At 69.7% G+C, this 18,705-nt stretch carries 15 protein-coding genes; 11 read left to right on the top strand and 4 right to left on the bottom strand.

Annotated features, from left to right (window positions below; genetic code table 11):
• Positions 1-168 precede the first annotated feature (168 nt).
• A complete protein-coding gene (locus tag BQ8420_RS17665) occupies positions 169-1,404 on the top strand; it encodes an FAD-dependent monooxygenase (RefSeq protein WP_087100229.1) in 1,236 nt (411 codons plus the stop codon).
• Here the strand turns inward: BQ8420_RS17665 and BQ8420_RS17670 are convergent.
• Positions 1,401-2,420, bottom strand: a complete 1,020-nt coding sequence (locus BQ8420_RS17670) for a LacI family DNA-binding transcriptional regulator (RefSeq protein WP_087100230.1) — start codon at positions 2,418-2,420, stop codon at positions 1,401-1,403. The genes BQ8420_RS17665 and BQ8420_RS17670 overlap by 4 nt on opposite strands.
• Positions 2,421-2,639: 219 nt before the next feature.
• Here BQ8420_RS17670 and BQ8420_RS17675 point away from each other — a divergent pair, with 219 nt between their 5' ends.
• The 7 genes from BQ8420_RS17675 to BQ8420_RS17705 all read left to right on the top strand — a co-directional run bounded on the left by BQ8420_RS17675 (position 2,640) and on the right by BQ8420_RS17705 (position 11,867).
• Positions 2,640-3,935, top strand: coding sequence for an ABC transporter substrate-binding protein (locus tag BQ8420_RS17675; RefSeq protein ID WP_087100231.1), 1,296 nt, complete (start codon positions 2,640-2,642; stop codon positions 3,933-3,935).
• A complete protein-coding gene (locus BQ8420_RS17680) occupies positions 3,932-4,816 on the top strand; it encodes a carbohydrate ABC transporter permease (RefSeq protein ID WP_087100232.1) in 885 nt (294 codons plus the stop codon). Before BQ8420_RS17675 ends, BQ8420_RS17680 begins: the two co-directional genes overlap by 4 nt.
• A 1-nt stretch (position 4,817) precedes the next feature.
• A complete protein-coding gene (locus BQ8420_RS17685) occupies positions 4,818-5,684 on the top strand; it encodes a carbohydrate ABC transporter permease (RefSeq protein WP_087100233.1) in 867 nt (288 codons plus the stop codon).
• A 69-nt stretch (positions 5,685-5,753) separates the two neighbouring features.
• On the top strand, positions 5,754-7,550 hold the full coding sequence (locus tag BQ8420_RS17690) for an ABC transporter ATP-binding protein (RefSeq protein ID WP_087100234.1): 1,797 nt from the start codon (positions 5,754-5,756) through the stop codon (positions 7,548-7,550).
• Positions 7,540-9,348: an ABC transporter ATP-binding protein gene (locus BQ8420_RS17695; RefSeq protein WP_087100235.1), complete on the top strand. Its 1,809-nt coding sequence runs from the start codon at positions 7,540-7,542 to the stop codon at positions 9,346-9,348. The genes BQ8420_RS17690 and BQ8420_RS17695 overlap by 11 nt, the downstream gene beginning before the upstream one ends.
• 45 nt (positions 9,349-9,393) lie before the next feature.
• Complete coding sequence (locus BQ8420_RS17700) at positions 9,394-10,185, top strand: cyclase family protein (RefSeq protein ID WP_087100236.1); 792 nt, start codon at positions 9,394-9,396, stop codon at positions 10,183-10,185.
• An 8-nt stretch (positions 10,186-10,193) separates the two neighbouring features.
• Positions 10,194-11,867, top strand: a complete 1,674-nt coding sequence (locus tag BQ8420_RS17705) for a thiamine pyrophosphate-binding protein (protein ID WP_087100237.1) — start codon at positions 10,194-10,196, stop codon at positions 11,865-11,867.
• Positions 11,868-11,879: 12 nt separating this feature from the next.
• Here BQ8420_RS17705 and BQ8420_RS17710 read toward each other — a convergent pair whose 3' ends face one another.
• Positions 11,880-12,563 carry a LysE/ArgO family amino acid transporter gene (locus tag BQ8420_RS17710; protein ID WP_087100238.1) on the bottom strand — a complete coding sequence of 228 codons (684 nt, stop codon included), beginning with the start codon at positions 12,561-12,563 and terminating at the stop codon, positions 11,880-11,882.
• A 72-nt stretch (positions 12,564-12,635) separates the two neighbouring features.
• Here BQ8420_RS17710 and BQ8420_RS17715 point away from each other — a divergent pair, with 72 nt between their 5' ends.
• Complete coding sequence (locus BQ8420_RS17715) at positions 12,636-13,523, top strand: LysR family transcriptional regulator ArgP (protein WP_087100239.1); 888 nt, start codon at positions 12,636-12,638, stop codon at positions 13,521-13,523.
• An 18-nt stretch (positions 13,524-13,541) separates the two neighbouring features.
• Here the strand turns inward: BQ8420_RS17715 and BQ8420_RS17720 are convergent, their stop codons facing one another.
• Positions 13,542-14,363 (bottom strand): SDR family oxidoreductase, encoded by an 822-nt coding sequence (locus tag BQ8420_RS17720; RefSeq protein WP_087100240.1) that lies wholly within the window; start codon positions 14,361-14,363, stop codon positions 13,542-13,544.
• Between the two features lie 73 nt (positions 14,364-14,436).
• Here BQ8420_RS17720 and BQ8420_RS17725 point away from each other — a divergent pair, with 73 nt between their 5' ends.
• Positions 14,437-15,054 (top strand): TetR/AcrR family transcriptional regulator, encoded by a 618-nt coding sequence (locus BQ8420_RS17725; RefSeq protein ID WP_087100241.1) that lies wholly within the window; start codon positions 14,437-14,439, stop codon positions 15,052-15,054.
• 17 nt (positions 15,055-15,071) lie between these two features.
• Here BQ8420_RS17725 and BQ8420_RS17730 read toward each other — a convergent pair whose 3' ends face one another.
• Complete coding sequence (locus tag BQ8420_RS17730) at positions 15,072-16,091, bottom strand: LacI family DNA-binding transcriptional regulator (protein ID WP_087100267.1); 1,020 nt, start codon at positions 16,089-16,091, stop codon at positions 15,072-15,074.
• A 289-nt stretch (positions 16,092-16,380) separates the two neighbouring features.
• Between BQ8420_RS17730 and BQ8420_RS17735 the strand changes: the two genes are divergently transcribed.
• Positions 16,381-18,675 (top strand): AbfB domain-containing protein, encoded by a 2,295-nt coding sequence (locus BQ8420_RS17735; protein ID WP_087100242.1) that lies wholly within the window; start codon positions 16,381-16,383, stop codon positions 18,673-18,675.
• Positions 18,676-18,705 lie beyond the last annotated feature (30 nt).

Raw genomic sequence — 18,705 nt, forward strand, 5'->3', positions numbered from 1 at the left:
AGGGTACGGTGACCGTCGAGGCCCTCCGCTCTCCGCTCCCCCCGCTTCTCGCGTGGTGAGCGTGTGCGGTGCGCGCCCACGGGGGATGCTCGGGGTGGATCCCCGCCTACATCGGCTTTTCTCGGACCGGGTGAACAATCCCGGCCGACTTCGCACACGGAGGATCGCGTGCCGTTCTGTAACAGGAACATCCTCGTCTCAGGAGGCGGTGTGGCCGGTTCGGCACTCGCTCTCTGGCTGGCCCGGAAGGGCTTCACTCCCACCATCGTCGACTCCGCCCCGGGCCCGCGCGCCGAGGGCGACCACGTCGAGGTATCCCGGCGCGGCATGGAACTCCTGGACCGCATGGGCCAGGGTGAACAGGTCCGCGCCCTGGGCTCGAACCACACCCAGATCCGCAACCACATCAGCGGACGTACCACCCCGATCCTCCTTCCCTTCGACCCCGGATCCGTGATGATCCGCCATGACCACCTGGTGCGGGTGCTGCGGGAGGAGGCCGACCGACTCTCCGACGTCCGTATCGAGCGGTTGGACGGCGACACCGTCACCGGTCTGACCGAGGACGAGGACGGGGTGAACGTCACCTTCGCCCATGCCCCGACGCGACGCTTCGACCTGGTGGTGGGCGCCGACGGCCTGTACTCCCCCGTACGACGACTGGCCTTCGAGGGGCCCGACGAGAACCGTCTGCGTCGGCTGGAGGCCAACGTGGCGACCTTCGAGACGCCCAACGTGCTCGGCACCCAGGACTCCTTGTCCTGGCACACCTGGCCGCACCGGGGCTGTGTGGCCGCCACCCTGCCGGACAACGAACGCCTGTACGTGGTGCTGATGATGCGCGACCGCTTCCCGGTGCTCCCGGGCAGCCTGGACCAGGGCGCCCTGCACCGCCTGGTGCAGGAGTTCTTCGGCGCGGACAAGTGGTGCATGCCGAAGCTGTTGGCGGCCATGCGCGAGACCGAGGTGACCGTGAACCCGTCGACGCAGGTGCGCATGAACGTGTGGTCGTCGGGCCGCGTCGTCCTGGTCGGGGACGCCGCCTACTGTCCGGACCAGCTGAGCGGGCAGGGCCCCGGGACCGCCTTGATCGGCGCCTTGGCCCTGGCCGGTGAGCTCGCCTACGCGGACGGTGACCACGGTCGGGCGTACTTCTCCTACGAGGCGGCGGTGCGGCCCACGGTCCGTGAGGCCCAGGCCGTGGCCCCGCAGTCGGTGGAGACCGGCGCCCCGGAGGTCGAACCGTACGAGATGTGGGTACGCGAACGCGCCGAGGCGGCCCTGTCCCGTGGCACCAGGCTCATGAACAGGTTGGGTTTCCGGCCCGCCAAGGACCCGGTGGGCGAGGAGTTCGCCCTGGAACGCTACGCCACCATGTTCGACGACCGGATCCGAACCGCCTAGGCTTCCTTGGGCGGCGACGTGCTGTGCCGTTCCACCAGGCGGGTGGCGAGCTCCACCCTGGTGGTCTCGGGAACGTCGCCGCCGACCAGGTCGATGAGCATACGGGTGGCCATCTGCGCCATGTCCCGCAACGGCTGCCGGACCGTGGTCAGCGGCGGGATCGCCCAACGCGCCTCGGGCAGGTCGTCGAAGCCCACTACGGAGACGTCGTCGGGCACCTTCAGGCCGCGTTCGTGCAGGGCCTCGTAGGCGCCCCTGGCCATCTGGTCGGAGCCGGCGAAGATCGCGGTGGGCGGCTCGGGCAGCTCGAACAGCGCCTCGGTGAGTTCCTTGCCGGTGCCGGACATGAAGTCGCCGTGGCTGACGTAGCCGTCCAGGACGGGCAGGTCCGCGTTGCGCATGGCGCTGCGGTACCCGTCCACGCGACCCCGGCTGCACATCACGTGCGCGGGGCCCGCGATCGTGGCGATCCGTCGGTGCCCCTGCGCGATGAGGTGCTCGGTGGCGGTGAGTCCGCCGTCCCAGTTGGCGGCGCCCACGGCCGGGACGCCGCGCGCGGGGTCCCCTATCGGGTCGACGATCACCACGGGGATGCCCAGGGCGTCGAGCTGCGCCTGCTGCTGGGTGGACAGTTCCGACAGCACCAGGACCACACCGTCGGAGTGGCGGGCCTGGATGTTGTCCAACCACTTACGGCCGGGGCGGCTGCGTTTGCGATCGTGCACCGCGGAGACGACGATGCCGAAACCGGCGTCGTGGGTGACCTCCTCCACGCCGGTGAGGATCTCCATCGCCCAGGGGCTGCCCAGATCGAGGAAGACCAGGTCGATCAGGCCGACCGTCCTTCTACCCCGGTGCCTGCGCGGCTGGTAGCGGTGTTGTTCGAGTAGTCGTTCCACCTGACGACGGGTGTCCGCCGCGACGTCGATGTGACCGTTGATCACCTTCGAGACGGTGGATACGGAGACCCCCGCCTCCCCCGCGATCTCGGCCAGGGTGGGTCGTCTCTTCGCCATGCGCCTCCTCAAGGTCGGGGGATCGAGATCCCGTGGTCCGCTCAGCGGATTGTAGCCCGAAACTTTTCGCGGCCCCACACCGTAATCTCCTCGAAACCCGTACTCCCCTTGACGTCTTCTAGTGGACGACTTAGCGTCAATCATCCCGAAAGATATCGGAAACATTTCGGAAGCTTTCGGTTTCCCCCCACAGTCCGACCAGAGAACGGTGTCCACGCCATGAGTCGCACCCCCCCGATAAGCGTGATCGGCAGTACCGCCCTGGCCCTCGCCCTGGTGGCCACGGGCTGCGGATCCTCCGGCCCCGGAATGTCGGAGGACAACCTCCAGGTCTGGGCGTTGGAGGAGGCGGCCGTCAACGACGTCCTCCAGGCCAGTATGGATTCCTACAACGAGGGCGCCGAGGTCGAATCCGAGCTCATCACCTTCGTCAACGACGCCTACAAGCAACGCCTCCAGGTCGCCCTCGGCTCCCCCAACGCCCCCGACGTCTTCTTCAACTGGGGCGGCGGCAACCTCGGCGAGTACGTCGACCAGGGCCAGGTGTTCAACATGACCACCGCCCTGGACGAGAACCCCGAGTTCCGGGACTCGTTCCTGCCCAGCGTCCTGGACGTGGCCCGGATCGAGGACGGCTACTACGGGGTACCGATGCTCGGCATGCAGCCGGTGGTGCTCTTCACCAACAACGCCGTCCTCGAAGAGTCCGGGCTGGAGGCCCCCCAGACCTACGACGACCTCCTCAACGCCGTCGAGGTCCTCCAGGAGGACGAGGTCACCCCGATCGTCCTGCCCGGCGCCCAGGGTTGGACCCAGCTGATGTGGCTGTCCTACCTGGTGGAGCGGATCGGTGGCCCCGACGTCTTCCAGGCCGTGGTCGACGGTGAGGAGGGCGCCTGGGAGCACCCCGCCATGATCGAGGCCATGGAGAAGTGCCAGGAGCTCGTCGACGCCGGAGCGTTCGGCCCCAACTTCGCCTCCATCGACTACGACGGCGGCGGCGCCTCGGCGATGCTCGCCAACGGTGACGCCGCGATGTTCCTGATGGGGAGCTGGGACCTGTCCCAACAGCAGGAGAACGCCCCCGAATTCGCCTCCGGCGGCGACCTCGGCTACGTCCCCTTCCCCGTGGTGGAGGGCGGTGACGGAGAGGAGGGCGCCGTCGTCGGCAACCCCAGCAACTACTTCTCCATCAACAACGACAGCCTGAACCACGACGCCGCCGTCGACTTCCTGGTGGAGACCGTCACCTCCGACGAGTACGTGAACGGCCTGATCGACGCCGGCCAGGTGCCCGCCGTCGAGGGCATCGAGGACCAACTCGCCGACAGCGATTACGCGGACTTCGCGGTCTTCACCCACGGCATGGTCTCCGAAGCTCCCAGCTTCACTCAGTCCTGGGACCAGGCCATCCCGCCGGCCGCGGCCGAGGCCCTCCTGACCAACCTGCAGTTGCTCTTCCTGAGTGAGACCACCCCGGAAGACTTCGCCGCCGACATGGAGTCCTACCTGTGAGGTCCTCCGCCACGGAGCGGCCCGGATTCGTCTGGGTCGCTCCGGCCCTGCTGTTCTTCGGCCTGTTCGGCCTGGGTCCGGTAGTGATCGTCCTGTACCTGAGCATGACCGCCTGGAGCGGGCTCGGCTCCCCCGAGTGGGTGGGTCTGGACAACTGGGTCCGCCTGGGCAACGACGATCAGGTGCGATCCAGCCTGGGCATCACCATGTTCCTGACCGTCCTGTGCTGGGCCACCCAGACCCCGATGGCGTTGGCCTTCGGGTCGTGGGCGGCCGGCACCCAGAAGTCCCGCGCCGTGGTGAGCTCGATCTTCTTCCTGCCACTGCTGCTGTCCACCGCGGCCATCGCCCTGCTGTGGAAGGCCATCCTCGAACCCCACTACGGGCTGCCCGGCCAGATCGGGCCGCTGATCGGGTTCGGCGGCAACATCCTGGGCGATTCGACCCTGGCGCTGTACGCGATCGCGTTCATCGTGCTGTGGCAGTTCCTGCCGTTCCACATGCTGCTGTACCAAGCGGCGGCCCGCCAGGTCCCCAAGTCGCTCTACGAGGCGGCCGAACTCGACGGGGCCTCCCCGATCCAACGGTTCCTGAGGATCACCGTGCCGCAACTGCGCCACACCATCATCGCCTCGTCCGTGCTGATGATCGTGGGTTCGATGACCTACTTCGAGACGGTCCTGCTGCTGACCGGCGGCGGACCGGGCAACGCGACCGAGATCCTGCCGCTGTACATGTACACCCAGGGCTTCGTCTCCTTCGAGATGGGGTACGCGAGCGCGATCGCGGTCGTACTGGTGGTCCTGGGCACCGGGCTGTCGCTCCTGGTGGTACGTGCCACCGGATACTCCCGCATGACCAGCCAGAGGGAGGGCATCTGACATGGCCACGAGTGTGAAGGACAGGGTGGCGACCCGGCTGCGCAGCCGTCCCGGTCGGCGCCCCGCCTATTGGTCCGGACTCGGCGCCGCCTTCTGGCTCGTCATCGTCCTCATCCCGCTGTACTTCCTCATCGCCACCAGCCTGCGCGGCTCCGGCGACTACATGTCGGAGGGGCCGCTCGCCATCCCCGAGAGCCTCACCTTCGACAACTACGTCAACGTGTTCGAAGTGGGGTTCCTGAGGTTCCTGGGCAACAGCCTCATCGTGGCGCTCGGAGCGGTCGGACTGGTGCTGCTCGTGGCCGTCCCGGCGGCGTTCGGCATCGTGCGCAGTCGCAGCCGCGTCGTGGCCACGACCTTCTCGCTGTTCCTCCTGGGCCTGGCGGTCCCCGCCCAGGCCGTGATCATCCCGGTGTACCTGCTCATCACCAGGATGAACCTGTACGACACCCTCATCGCCGTCATCCTGCCCACCGCGGCGTTCAGCCTGCCCATCTCCATCCTGGTGCTCACCAGTTCGCTGCGCGACGTCCCCGGGTCGCTGTACGAGGCGATGGCGTTGGACGGTGCCACCACCTGGCAGGTCTTCCAGCGGTTGGTGCTGCCGCTGTCACGGCCGGGTGTGATGACGGTGGCGATCTTCGTCGGCCTCAACGCCTGGAACAACTTCATCTTCCCGCTGGTGCTGACCCAGTCCGAGTCCATGCGGGTCCTGCCCCTGGGTCTGTGGGCGTTCCAGAGCCAGTACGGGACCGACGTTCCCGGGTTGATGGCGGCCGTGGTGCTGTCGTCCCTGCCCATCCTCGCCCTGTATCTTTTCGGACGCAGACAGTTGCTCGGCGGTCTGGCCGCCGGGTTCGGCAAGTAGCCCGAGGGGGCGCCCCGAACACGGGGTCCCGGAGGCGCCCCCTCACTCCGCCCCCCGCGGGAAAGGCCGATGTCCCAGGTGTCGACCCCTGCCAAGAACCTGCTCTTCTTCGCCACCCTGTGGCGATCACACCCCTGGCTCACCGCGACGTGGTGGACACTGATCCTGGTCCAGGGCGTCCTTCCGGCCGTGTTCGTCGTGGCGGTCGGCATGCTCGTCGGCGCGGTCGCCGGCGGCGACCCCCTGCGCACCCCGCTGACCCTGATCGGTGTCGTCTTCGTCCTGATGCAGGTCATGAAGCCTCTGCACTCCCAGGTGGGTTCCCTGCTGGGCGAACACGTCTCCGACCGCCTGCACGATCGGCTCCTCGTCGCCGCGACCACCCCCGACGGTGTCGCGCACCTGGAGGATCGTGCGCACATGGACGAACTGACCGCCGCGCGGGACTTCGACCTCGGTATGACCGGCCCGCCCCTGCACCTGTCCATGGGCATCATCGCCGGCGGCCTGGTGGAGGCGGTCTCGGGGCTGGCCCAAGCGGTGATCCTGGCCGCCTACGCGTGGTGGGCGCCGCTCCTGGTGGGCGGTGCCTGGCTCTCCACCCACTGGCTGCTGCGCGAGAGCTCCCAGTGGGACCGCAACACCGGCGAGGTCCTGGACGCCCAACGCCGCGCCGAGTACTCCTACCGGCTGGCCGTGGACTCCCCCGCGGCCAAGGAGATCCGACTCTTCGGCCTCGCGAGCTGGTTGACGGAACGCTTCGCCGCGGACCGGCGCTCCCTCGTCGAGCTGCGCTGGCACGCCACCCGGCTGCGGCGCAAGCCGATGCGCTGGACCGTGGTGGTGCTGATGGTCTCGGGAGGACTGTTCTTCTGGTCCCTGGGGCGCGACGCCGCCACGGGCGCCATCGACCCGGGCCAGGTGAGCACCTTCGCCTACGCGGCCGTCGGCGCCAGCGCGCTGGCCTTCGGCGGTCTGAACTGGGCCCTGTCCCTGGCCGCCGACGCCGTGGTGTCGGTGCTGCGCGTGGAACGGACGATGTCGACCACGGCCGCGGCCCGTTCGGTGGTCTCCGGCCGGGTGCCGGCCGAGGGCATGCCCGCCGCCGAGATCCGGTTCCGTGACGTGGGGTTCGCCTACCCCGGCGGGTCGGCGCCGGTCCTGGACGGACTCGACCTCACCGTTCCGGCCGGCGGCTCCCTGGCCGTGGTCGGTGTCAACGGGGCGGGCAAGTCGACCCTGGTCAAGCTCCTGTGCCGGCTCTACGACCCGGTCTCGGGAACGATCGAGGTGGACGGAACCGACCTCAAGGACCTGGACCTGGAATCGTGGCGCCGCCGCGTCAGCGCCGTCTTCCAGGACTTCATCCGCTACGAACTGTCGCTCAAGGACAACGTCGCCCCACTGGGCGCCTCCACGGAGGAGGTCGTCGACGCGCTGGCGATCGCCGGTGCCACGGACCTGCGCGACCTGGAGACCGTGCTCTCCCCCGGGTACGCGAAGGGCACCGACCTGTCCGGCGGGCAGTGGCAGCGGGTCGCCCTCGCCCGCGTCCTGTGCGCGGTGCGTCAGGGGGCCGGCGTCGTCGTCCTGGACGAACCCACGGCCCAGTTGGACGTGCGCGGGGAGGCCGAGGTCTTCGACCGGGTGCTGGAGGCCACCCGAGGGTGCACGACCGTCCTCATCTCCCACCGCTTCTCCACGGTCCGGCGGGCCGACCGGATCTGCGTCGTGGACGAGGGCAGGGTCGTGGAGCTCGGGAGCCACGACGAACTCATGGCCCGGCAAGGCACCTACGCGCGGCTGTTCCATCTCCAGGCCGCGCGGTTCAACGAAGGACAGGACGGAACCGGCCATGTCGAGTGAAGACCACCCGCTGCCCTCGTCCTGGCGGGCGCTGGCCCGCACGCTCCGCCTGGGGTGGAGCGCCTCCCCCGGGCTCATCGCCGTCGCGTTCGCCACGACCGTCGGCGCGGCCCTGCCCGACGTCCTGATCGCCGTCGCCCTGGCATGGCTCACCGACGCGGTGATCTCCGGGGCCGGGGTCGAGATGGTCGTGGCCGCGGTGGTCCTGGGTGTGCTCGCCGCCCTGAGTTGGCTGCTACGCGTGGTGAGCGAGCGGGCCGACCGCCGCTTCGCCGACCGCACCGCCGTGTTCATGGAAGCGCACGTGGTCCGGCTCCAGAGCGGCATCCCCTCCCTGGAACACCACGAACGCCCCGCCTACGTCGACCGCGCCCAACTCCTGCGCGACCACGCGGACACGCTCAGCGAGGTCTACCAGTACCTGTTCCAGGCGGTGGGCGCCGTCCTGCGCCTGGGGCTGACCACGGCGCTGTTGATGACCATCCACCCCCTGCTCGGTCTGCTGTGCCTGTTCGCCGTCCCCACCGCCCTGGTCTCCCACTGGCGCGGCGGGTCGGAGCACGCCCTGGAGGAGAGGGTCGGGCACCACGAGCGTCTGGCGCGGCACTTCTTCCTGCTCGGCACGAAGGCCTCACCCGGGCGTGAGCTCCGTGTGAGCCGGGCCAGGGAGCGGGTTCGGGAGGGACGCCACCGGGCGTGGGCCGTGCGCCACCGGATCATGTCGCGGGCCCGGTGGGTCACCGCCGTGTGGCAGGCGGCGGCGCTCACGGTCTTCGCCGGTGCGTTCGTGGGCTCGCTGGTCTGGGTGTCCCTGGGTACCGGTTCGGCGGCCCAGGTGGTCCTGCTGCTCACCGCCGGCAGCCGACTGGCCCAGTACATCGGCAACATCCTCGGCCAGGTCCACTTCCTGCGCACCATCTGGTTGGAGGGGGGCCGTCGCCTGCTGTGGCTGGAGGAACTGGCCGCCGCCGCGGAGCGAAGGAGCGTGACGCCGGCGCCGGATCGGGTGGGCGCCGGGATCACCCTGGAGCAGGTGTCGTTCCGCTACCCGGGCACGGACCGGCGGGTCCTGGACGAGGTCTCGCTCCATCTGCCGGCGGGGGCGGTGGTGGCCGTGGTCGGCGAGAACGGGGCGGGCAAGTCCACTCTGGTCAAACTGCTGACCAAGATGTACGAACCCGATACGGGGCGCATCCTCGTCGACGGCCGGCCCCTCGCCGAGATACCGGCCGACGCCTGGCGCACCCGCCTCTCGGGCGCCTTTCAGGACTTCGCGCGCTTCGAGTACCCGCTGCGCCTGTCCATCGGCCTCGGTGACCTGCCCCGGGCCGAGGAGGAGGGGGCGGTCGAGCGGGCCGTCGAGCGGGCGGACGCGCGCATCCTCGTCGAACGGCTCCGCCAGGGGCTGGACACGCAGCTGGGCAACACGTGGGCGCAGGGGGTGGAGTTGTCCGAGGGCCAGTGGCAGAAGGTCGCGCTCGCCCGCGGCTACATGCGCGACCACCCCCTCCTCCTTCTCCTGGACGAACCCGCGTCCGCGCTGGACGCCGAGACCGAGCACCTGCTCTTCGAGCGGTACGCGGAACGCGCCCGTGCTCTCAGGGGGCGGGACCACATCACGCTCCTGGTCTCCCACCGGTTCTCGACCGTGCGCATGGCCGACCTCATCGTCGTCCTGGACGGGGCGAGGGTGATCGAACAGGGCGCCCACGACGACCTCATGCGACTCGACGGACGCTACGCCGAGCTGTACGGAATCCAGGCCCGTGCCTATCGCGTCCGTAACGCGGGCGAGTAGTCTTTTCGCCATCCTGGCCGAAAAACCGCGTATCCGGAGGAATCCGTGACCACCTCACCGGTCCTCGCCCAGCTCATCGGCGGCCTCGCGGGTGGTGACGTCGAGATCCTCGACCTCACCACCCGGCTGAGCTCCGACACCCCCACGCTGCGGCTCCCCGAACCCTTCACCCACCCGATCGACTTCCGGTTGGAGCAGGTCAGCGCCTACGACGAGTCAGGCCCGTACTGGCGCCACCACAACATCCACACCGGTGAGCACATCGGCACCCACCTGGACGCGCCCATCCACTGGGTGACCGGCAAGGACGGTCTCGACGTCTCCCAGATCCCGATGAACCGCCTGGTCGGTCCGGCCGCGGTCATCGATGTGAGCGCCGAGGTCGCCAAGGACCCCGACTTCCTGCTGGAGGTCGACCACATCCGTGCTTGGGAGGCCGAGCACGGCTCCCTGCCCAACGGCTCCTGGCTGCTGCTGCGCACCGGCTGGGACCAGTACGGGCACGACCGGGAACTCTTCCTCAACACCGACGAGGACGGCTCCCACACCCCCGGGATCTCCGCCGACTGCGCGCGTTGGCTGGCCGAGGACAGCCCCGTCTCCGGGATCGGCGTGGAGACCGTGGGCATCGACGCCGGCAACGCCCTGCACCTGGACCCGCCCTTCCCGGTCCACCACCACCTGCTCGGCAACGACCGGTACGGGGTGACGTCGCTGCGCAACCTGGCCCACCTACCGCCCACCGGCGCGGTGGTGGTGGTCAGCCCGCTGCCCATCGTCCACGGCACCGGCAGCCCCGCCCGAGTGATCGCCTTCGTTGACCGTAGGGGCCGGTGAGGACGCCCATGATCGTCGCCGACCTGGTGGGACGCACCCTCGCCCAACTGGGCGCCGGACACGTGTTCGGGGTGGTGGGCAGCGGCAACTTCGACGTCACGAACGCACTGCGCCGCCACGGTGTGCCGTTCACCGCGGCCCGGCACGAGGGCGGTGCGGCGGTGATGGCGGACGCCTACGCGCGGATGTCGAACCGACCGGGTGTGCTCACCCTGCACCAGGGGTGCGGGCTCACCAACGCCCTGACCGGGATCGGTGAGGCCGCCAAGAGTCGCACCCCGTTGCTGGTCCTGGCCGCGGACACCGCCCCGGCGGCGGTGCTGTCCAACTTCGCGGTGGACCAGGACGCCCTGGCCAGAGCGGTCGGCGCGGTGCCCGAACGGGTGCACTCGGCCGCGTCGGCGGTCGCCGACACCGTGCGCGCGTTCCGCACCGCCGTACACGAGCGCCGCACGGTGGTGCTCAACCTGCCGTTGGACGTGCAGGCGGCGCCCGCCCCGCAGGACGCTCCGGCGACGGTGAACCCTCCGCCATCGCCCGCACCGGTCCGTCCGGCGGCGGAATCGGTGGCCTCCCTGGTGGAGCTGGTGCGCGCCGCCGAGCGCCCGGTCTTCGTGGCCGGTCGCGGCGCCCGAGGCGCGGGCCCACAGATCGCCGCACTCGCCGCGCACGCGGGTGCCCTGTTGGCCACGTCGGCGGTGGCGTCGGGGTTGTTCGAGGGCGAGGAGTTCTCGTTGGGAATCTCCGGCGGATTCGCCTCGCCTCTGGCCGCCGAGCTCATCACCGACTCCGACCTGATCGTCGGTTGGGGGTGCGCCCTGAACATGTGGACGATGCGGCACGGCAAGCTCATCTCGTCGGGCACCCGGGTGGCGCAGGTGGACGTGGAGTCCTCCGCGCTGGGCGCGCACCGTCCCATCGACCTGGGGGTGCTGGGCGACACCGCGGCCACCGCGCGGGACGCGCTGTCGGTGCTGCGCGACATCCGTTCGGATCCGGCGACGAAGCTGCGTACCCCGGACATGGCCGCGCGGATCACCGCGGAGGTGCGCTGGAACGACGTGCCGTTCGAGGCCCTGTCCACCGAAACCCGGTCCGATGAAACCCAGTCCACCGAAAGGCGTGTCGACCCGCGTTCGCTCACCATCGAACTCGACCGGATCCTGCCCCGCGAACGGGTGGTGGCGGTCGACTCGGGCAACTTCATGGGTTATCCGTCCGCGTATCTGGCGGTGCCGGACGAGTTCGGGTTCTGCTTCACCCAGGCGTTCCAATCGGTCGGGCTGGGCCTGGGCACCGCGATCGGCGCGTCCTACGCCAGACCCGAACGGCTCCCCGTGCTGGCCACCGGCGACGGCGGTCTCCTCATGGCGATCTCCGAGCTGGAGACCGCGGTCCGGCTCGGGATCCCGCTGGTGATCGTCGTGTACAACGACGCCGCCTACGGCGCGGAGGTGCACCACTTCGCCCACCAGGACCTGGACACGGTGGTCTTCCCCGACACCGACTTCGCCGCCCTGGCCCGCGGGTACGGGGCGAGCGGGGTGACGGTGCGCGGGGTGGAGGACCTGGTCGCGGTGTCGGAGTGGCTGGAGGGCGAGCGGACCGCGCCGCTGGTCGTGGACGCCAAGGTGGCCTCCGATGGGGGTTCGTGGTGGCTGATGGAGGCCTTCGGGCACTGAGCCGCCGAGTTCTCAGACCCCGAACGCCAGACGGACGCCCAGGGCGAGCATGACGACGGCGATGATCCCGTCCAGCACCCGCCAGGAACCGGGACGCGCGAAGAAGGGACGTAGCAACCGGGCCCCGAACCCGAGGGCGAAGAACCACACGAAGCTTCCCGTCAGCGCACCGGCGGCCCACCACCAGCGGGCGTCACCGACCTGCTGGTTGGCGAGCGACCCGAGGAAGACCACCGTGTCCAGGTACACGTGGGGGTTGAGCCAGGTCAGGGCCAGGGCGGTGAGGACGGCGGCACGCAGGGAACCGCGCGTGCGGGTGGCGGTGCGCAGGGTGGTCCCCGAGCCGCCCCGCACGGTCTCGGCTTCCTGCTCGGCCGGGACCAACGCCTCGCCCGGCCCCGGTTTCAACGCCCGGTGGGCGGCGAGCAATCCGTACACGATGAGGAAGCCCGCGCCGAGGATCCGGATCACCACGAGCGCGGCGGGCATGGCCTGAACCAGACCCCCGATGCCGACCACGCCTGCGGCGATGAGCATCGCGTCGGAGCACGCGCAGACCAGGACGACCGCCAGGATCGTGCGGGGGTTTCCCTCGATGCCCAGGCGCAGCAGGTAGGCGTTCTGCGCGCCGATCGCGACGATGAGGGCGAGCCCGGTGCCCAGGCCGAGGAGTGCGGGAAGGAGCGTTTCGTTCACGCACAGCAGCCTTTCCCATCCACCGTCCGCAGTAAAGCTAAACTTTCTTAGAACCCTTAAGAAAGGCTGAGGATGCCGTTCCAGTTCGACCACCTGCGCACCCTGACCGCCCTGGTCGACGAGGGCACCTTCGAGGCCGCGGCCAAGCGACTGCACGTGACCTCCTCCGCGCTGTCGCAGCGGATCCGGGCCATGGAGCAGAGCGCCGGAAAGGTGCTGGTGCAGCGGACCAACCCGATCGCGCCGACCGAGGCCGGCGACGCGGTGCTGCGCTACGCGCGCCAGGTGTTGCTGCTCGACCAGGACGTACTGTCCGAGCTGCGTCAAGGCGGAGGGGGACGGCGCGACCACGTACCGCTCGCGGTGAACGCCGACAGTCTGTCCACCTGGTTCCTCGAAGCACTCGCCGAACTACCGACCGAACTCGGCGCGGTCTTCGAGATCCACCGCGAGGACGAGGAGCACACCACGGGTCTGCTCCGTTCGGGGGCGGTGATGGCCGCGGTGACCTCCACCCCCGAGGCGGTGCAGGGGTGTTCGGTGGAAGGGCTGGGCGTGATGCGCTACCAGGCGGTGTGCAGTCCGGAGTTCGCCGAACGCCACGGGTTGCGCGGGTTCGATGGGCTCAACGAAGCACCGGTGGTGAACTTCGATCGCAAGGACGACCTCCAGGACCGTTTCCTCAGGGACCTGACCGGCGAGGGGTCGACCGGGCCGCGCCACTACATCCCGGCGTCGGAGGACTTCGCCCGCACGGTGCTGCTGGGCCTGGGCTGGGGCGTCGTCCCCGAACACCAGTGCGCGGAGCCCCTGGAGAACGGGCGGTTGGTGGCACTGGCCCCGGAACACCCGGTGGAGGTGCGGCTGTTCTGGCAGCGCTGGAATCTGCGCTCACCCCTGCTGGACCAGGTCACCGAATGCGTGCGAACCGAGGCCGCGACCCATCTGCACCCCATGTGAGGTCGGGCCCGGCCCCGTTCAGGCCCCGATGGGGCGCCGCTTGCGCATCAGCGTGGCCGAACCCGCCGCACTCGCCGTGACCAGTACGCCGGTCCTGCGACCGAGGAGCCGGGCCGCTCCCGCGGAGACGGCGGTACTCGCCCGTGACACCGCGCTCGGCACCGACCTACGTCGGTCGAGCGCTCGGACCAACGCCCGGGCGACCTCGTCGGGGGTCTGGAATCCGCCGCCATAACCGTCGGTGCCGATCCCGTCGAAGAACTCCGACCTGGTCAGGCCCGGAGAGAACGCCAGGGTGCGCAGGCCGCTCTCGCGCGTCTCCCACCACAGCGCCTCGGTGAAGTTCAGCACGAACGCCTTGCTCGCCGCGTAGACGGCCATGCCCGGGATCGGCTGGTAGGCGGCGGCGCTGGCGACGTTGACAAGGTAGCCGCCCGGGGTCGCGCTCAGTCGACCGACGAACGCTCGTGTGACATCCACGAGGGCGGTGACGTTCAGCGTGAGCAGGGCTTCGATCCGCTCGGGGTCCTGGTCGGCGAAAGCGCCGTCCGAGCCGATGCCCGCGTTGTTGACCAGGCCGGTCACCCGAAGGCCTCGACGGTCCACCTCGGCGGCCAGTTCCCTGCCCGCGCCCGGACGCCCGAGGTCCGCCGACACGGTGTCGACCTGGACGCCGTGCGCCTCGCGCAGTTCCGTGGCCAGGGCGTCCAGTCGTTCGGCCCGGCGGGCGACGAGCACCAGGTCGGTACCGCGTTCGGCGAGCCTGCGCGCGAGGGCCGCACCGATTCCGGCACTGGCCCCGGTGACGAGGGTGGTCTGGGAAGTGTGATCGATAGACATGACGACACCCTACGCCAAACATGACACCGAGTGCCACAATCGGCACAAGATGACTTTCCGGTAGGGTGGGCGCGTGAGCAGTCGAGAAGCCGAACCCGGTCTCAGAGAGCGGACCCGCCGAGCGGTGCACCGAGAGATCGCGGAAGTCGGCATGGCGCTTTTCCTGGAACAGGGCTTCCAAGAGACCACCGTCGACCAGATCGCCGAGGCCGCCGGGATCTCCCGGCGATCCTTCTTTCGTTACTTCGCCACCAAGGAGGACGTGGTCCTGGGCGACCTGATCGACCGAGGGCACCGTGTTCGGACCGCCCTCGTCGCCCGCCCACCCGGAGAGGAACCCTGGGTGGCGGTGCGCGGGGCGCTTCTCGCGCTACGCGAGGAGGCCGCCGAAACCGAGACCGAACTGCGCATCGGGCGGATGCTCTTCCAGGCGCCGACCCTGCGCACCCGCCACTTGGAGAAGCACCTCGCCTGGCAGGAGATGCTCGTACCCGTACTCGCCCGCCGCCTGAGCGACGCGACCGACCTCGACGGGGCGAGCGCCGATCATCGGGCGACCGCGCTCATCGCGACCGCGCTGACCTGCCTGGACGTCGCCACCGAAACCTGGGTGCGCCGTGACGGCGAGGTGCCGTTGGAAGACCTCTGGGACGAAGCGGTGGCCGCCGTCAGGGCCTTGCCACCCACCTGATCGGGGCAAGGGGCCGGTCAGGGCCTACCGACAGTGCTCTCTCGGGTGATCAGGGCGAAGCCCGGCTGTACCCTGCGCGGTTCGATGACCTTGTCGGTGCCGGCGGCGAGGCGTTCCAGGAGGGCGTCGGTGGCCGCGCGGGCGATGGCCCGCTTGTGGGGGGCGACGGTGGTGAGCGTGGTGGCGCAGTAGCGCCCGTCCTCGATGTCGTCGAACCCCACCACGGCGACGTCTTCGGGGACGCGCAGGCCACGGACGCTGAGGGTGCGCATGGCACCGATGGCGATGAGGTCGTTGTAGCAGAACACCGCGTCGGGACGGACCCCCGAGTCCAGGAGGCGGGCCATGGCCTGGGCTCCGTCTTCGCGGGTGTAGCCGTCGGTGACCGCCACGATCTCCTCGCCGGTGGGGCGTCCGGTCTCGGTCATGACCTCGCGCCAGCCCTGGAGTCGCAGGTGGGCGGTCTGGCGGGCGCGGCCGTGGCGTGCCCCGAGGAACGCGATCCGGCGGCGGCCGAGTTCGACCAGGTGGGCGGCGGCGGTGCGGGCGGCGGCGACGTTGTCTATGGCGATGTGGTCGTAGGGCGCGTCGTACTGGCGTTCGCCGAGCAGCACCAAGGGCGCGTCGCTGTCGCGGGCGAGCAGGTCCTCGTTCTCCAGTTCGATGGGGCTGAGGATCAGCCCGTCGATGACCCGGGCACGGAAACCCTGGGCGAACAGGACCTCCTGATCGCGGCGACCGCCGGTGTGATCGAGCAGCACGATGTAGTCGAGTCCGCCCGCGTACTCGATGACGGCGTCGGCGAGTTCGGCGAAGTAGGGGTTGCCGAGTTCGGGCAGGGCGAGGGCGATCATCCCGGTCCGTCCCTTGCGCAGGTGGCGCGCGGTGAGGTTGGGCCGGTATCCGAGCTCGTCGATGACCCGCTGGACGCGCTGGCGGGTTTGGGGTGTGACGTGCCGGTAGCCGTTGACCACGTTCGACACCGTTTTGACCGACACCCCCGCCCGCTGTGCGACGTCCTTCAGGCTGATCGCCACGCGCTCCTCCTCCACCGGGCGGGGCGCCCGGGATCGGTGACCTTCACTCAGTGACTTTTACATCGTTATACAACACGGGCGCCGGCTCTGCACAGCCATGCTGAAGGGCCTCTTTCGCCGATGCGTCGACAATCCCAGAGTTCAGAGATACCCAACGGTAGGTCCGACGAGTTTCGTTTAAGGGTCTGGACAGAGCCCCGGGTTCGTGTTCTTATCTTCGCCAAGTCAGGTTTCCCACGTTGTAAATGCGCGGACCGCTCACGGCCCGCACCTCGACACGGAGAACCACATGCGACAACCCCCCGTCAGCACCGTCACCCCCCGCCGACGTCCATGGGCCCGCGCGGCCGCCCCCGTTCTGGCCGCGATCCTGACCGTCTCCGCGCTGTCGGCCTCCCCCGCCGGCGCTCAACCCGAGGCCCCCTTGGAGACCCCCTGGACCGACGAGGTCTCCCCCGACAACGCCCTGCCGGACTACCCGCGCCCGCAGATGGTCCGCGAGGACTGGGAGAACCTCAACGGAACCTGGCAGTGGGCACCCGCCGAGGAGGGCGAGGAGCCCCCGTTCGGCACCGACCTGGACGGCGAGATCCTCGTTCCCTACCCGATCGAGTCCGCGCTGTCGGGAGTGCAGGAACACCACGACCGCGTCTGGTACCGGCGCACCGTGGAGGTCCCCGACTCCTGGGACGGCGACCGGGTCCTGTTGAACTTCGGCGCCGTGGACTGGGATTCGCGGGTGTGGGTCAACGGCACCTCCGTGGGCTCGCACACCGGCGGCTACGACAAGTTCTCCTTCGACGTCACCGACGCGCTCCAGGAAGGTGAGAACGAGATCATCGTCGGGGTGCACGACCCCAGTGACGCGGGCGAGCAGCCGGTGGGCAAGCAGCGCCTGGATCCCGGCGGCATCTGGTACACCACCCACACCGGCATCTGGCAGACGGTGTGGATGGAGCCGGTCCCCGACACCCACATCACCCGACTGGACATCACCCCGGACGTGCCCGGCGAACAGGTGGACGTGGTGGTGAACGCGGCCGGCGCCGAGGAATCCACCGCCACGGTGACGGTCCGCGACGACGAGGGCGCGGAGGTCGGTTCGGCCACCGGAGCGACGAACTCCACGATCGCCGTGGACGTCCCCGACGCCCGTCTGTGGAGCCCGGACGACCCCTACCTGTACGACGTCGACGTCACCCTGGACTCGGGCGACGAGGTCGCCGGCTACACGGGCATGCGGTCGATCGAGGTCGGTCAGGTCGACGGGGTCACCCGCCCCCTCCTGAACGGCGAGTACGTCTTCCAGGTCGGCACCCTGGATCAGGGCTACTGGCCCGACGGCATCTCCACCGCGCCCACCGACGAGGCGCTGCGCTTCGACATCGAGTCGCACAAGGAGCTGGGCTTCAACACGATCCGCAAGCACGTGAAAGTGGAGCCGGACCGCTGGTACTACTGGGCCGACCGGCTCGGTGTGATGGTCACGCAGGACATGCCCTCGATGTCCGGCGATCCGAGTCAGGAGGGGCGGGACCAGTTCGAGACCGAGCTGCACGCCCTGGTGGACGAACACCGTTCCTTCCCGTCGATCGTCAACTGGGTCGTGTTCAACGAGGCCTGGGGACAGTACGAGGAGGACGCGCGGATCACCGACGAAGTCAAGGCCTCCGACCCCTCACGTCTGGTCACCGGCGCCTCGGGTTGGCACGACACCGGCAACGGCGACATCGTCGACTCGCACATCTACGTCGGCCCCGGCGACCCCGCCCCGGCCGAGGAGCATCGCGCCTCCGTGCTGGGCGAGTTCGGCGGCTACAACCTGCCCATCGAAGGCCACGAGTGGAGCCCGGGCGACGGGTTCGGCTACGAGGACATCACCGATGGGGAGGCGCTGGCCACCCGCTACGTCGGTCTGATGGCGGGCGTGCAGCGCCTGGAACGCACGCACGGGCTCTCGGGGGCGATCTACACCGAGATCACCGACGTGGAGACCGAACTCAACGGGTTCTGGACCTACGACCGGCAGGTGCTGAAGGTCGATCCGGAGACCATCGCCACCGCGCACGAGCAACTGCTGTCCGGTGAGCCGGTCGGCGGGGTCGCCGAGGTACCGGTGGAGGAGAACCTGTCGTTGCGGGTCACCACCCCCGACCACGAGGACCGCTACCTGGCCCACTCCGAGGGGCTGGGCGTGACCGCCCCGGTGGCCGACGACAGCTCCGAGGACACCCGCGCCGACGCCACCTGGCGGTTCGTGCCGGGCCTGGCCGACGACGCCTGTGTGTCCGTGGAGTCGGTGAACTTCCCGGGCGAGTACCTGCGGCACAAGGCGTCGCGGGTGCACCGGGATCCCGCCGACGACACCACGCTGTTCGCCGAGGACGCCACCTGGTGCGCGGTCCCCGGATTGAGCGGCGAGGGCGTCTCCCTGCGTTCCTACAACTTCCCCGACAGGTACCTGCGCCACTACGAGTCCGAGCTGTGGTTGTCCGGGGCCGGCGGTGCCGGTGAGGACCGCGACACCTCCGAGAACTACGACCACGACGTGACCTGGTCCATCGCGGACCCCTGGATCCCCTGATCCGACGCCCCCGGGGCGGCCCGCCCACCT

Origin of the sequence: Nocardiopsis sp. JB363, assembly GCF_900143625.1 — a bacterium.
In the GTDB taxonomy this organism is placed as follows: domain Bacteria; phylum Actinomycetota; class Actinomycetes; order Streptosporangiales; family Streptosporangiaceae; genus Nocardiopsis.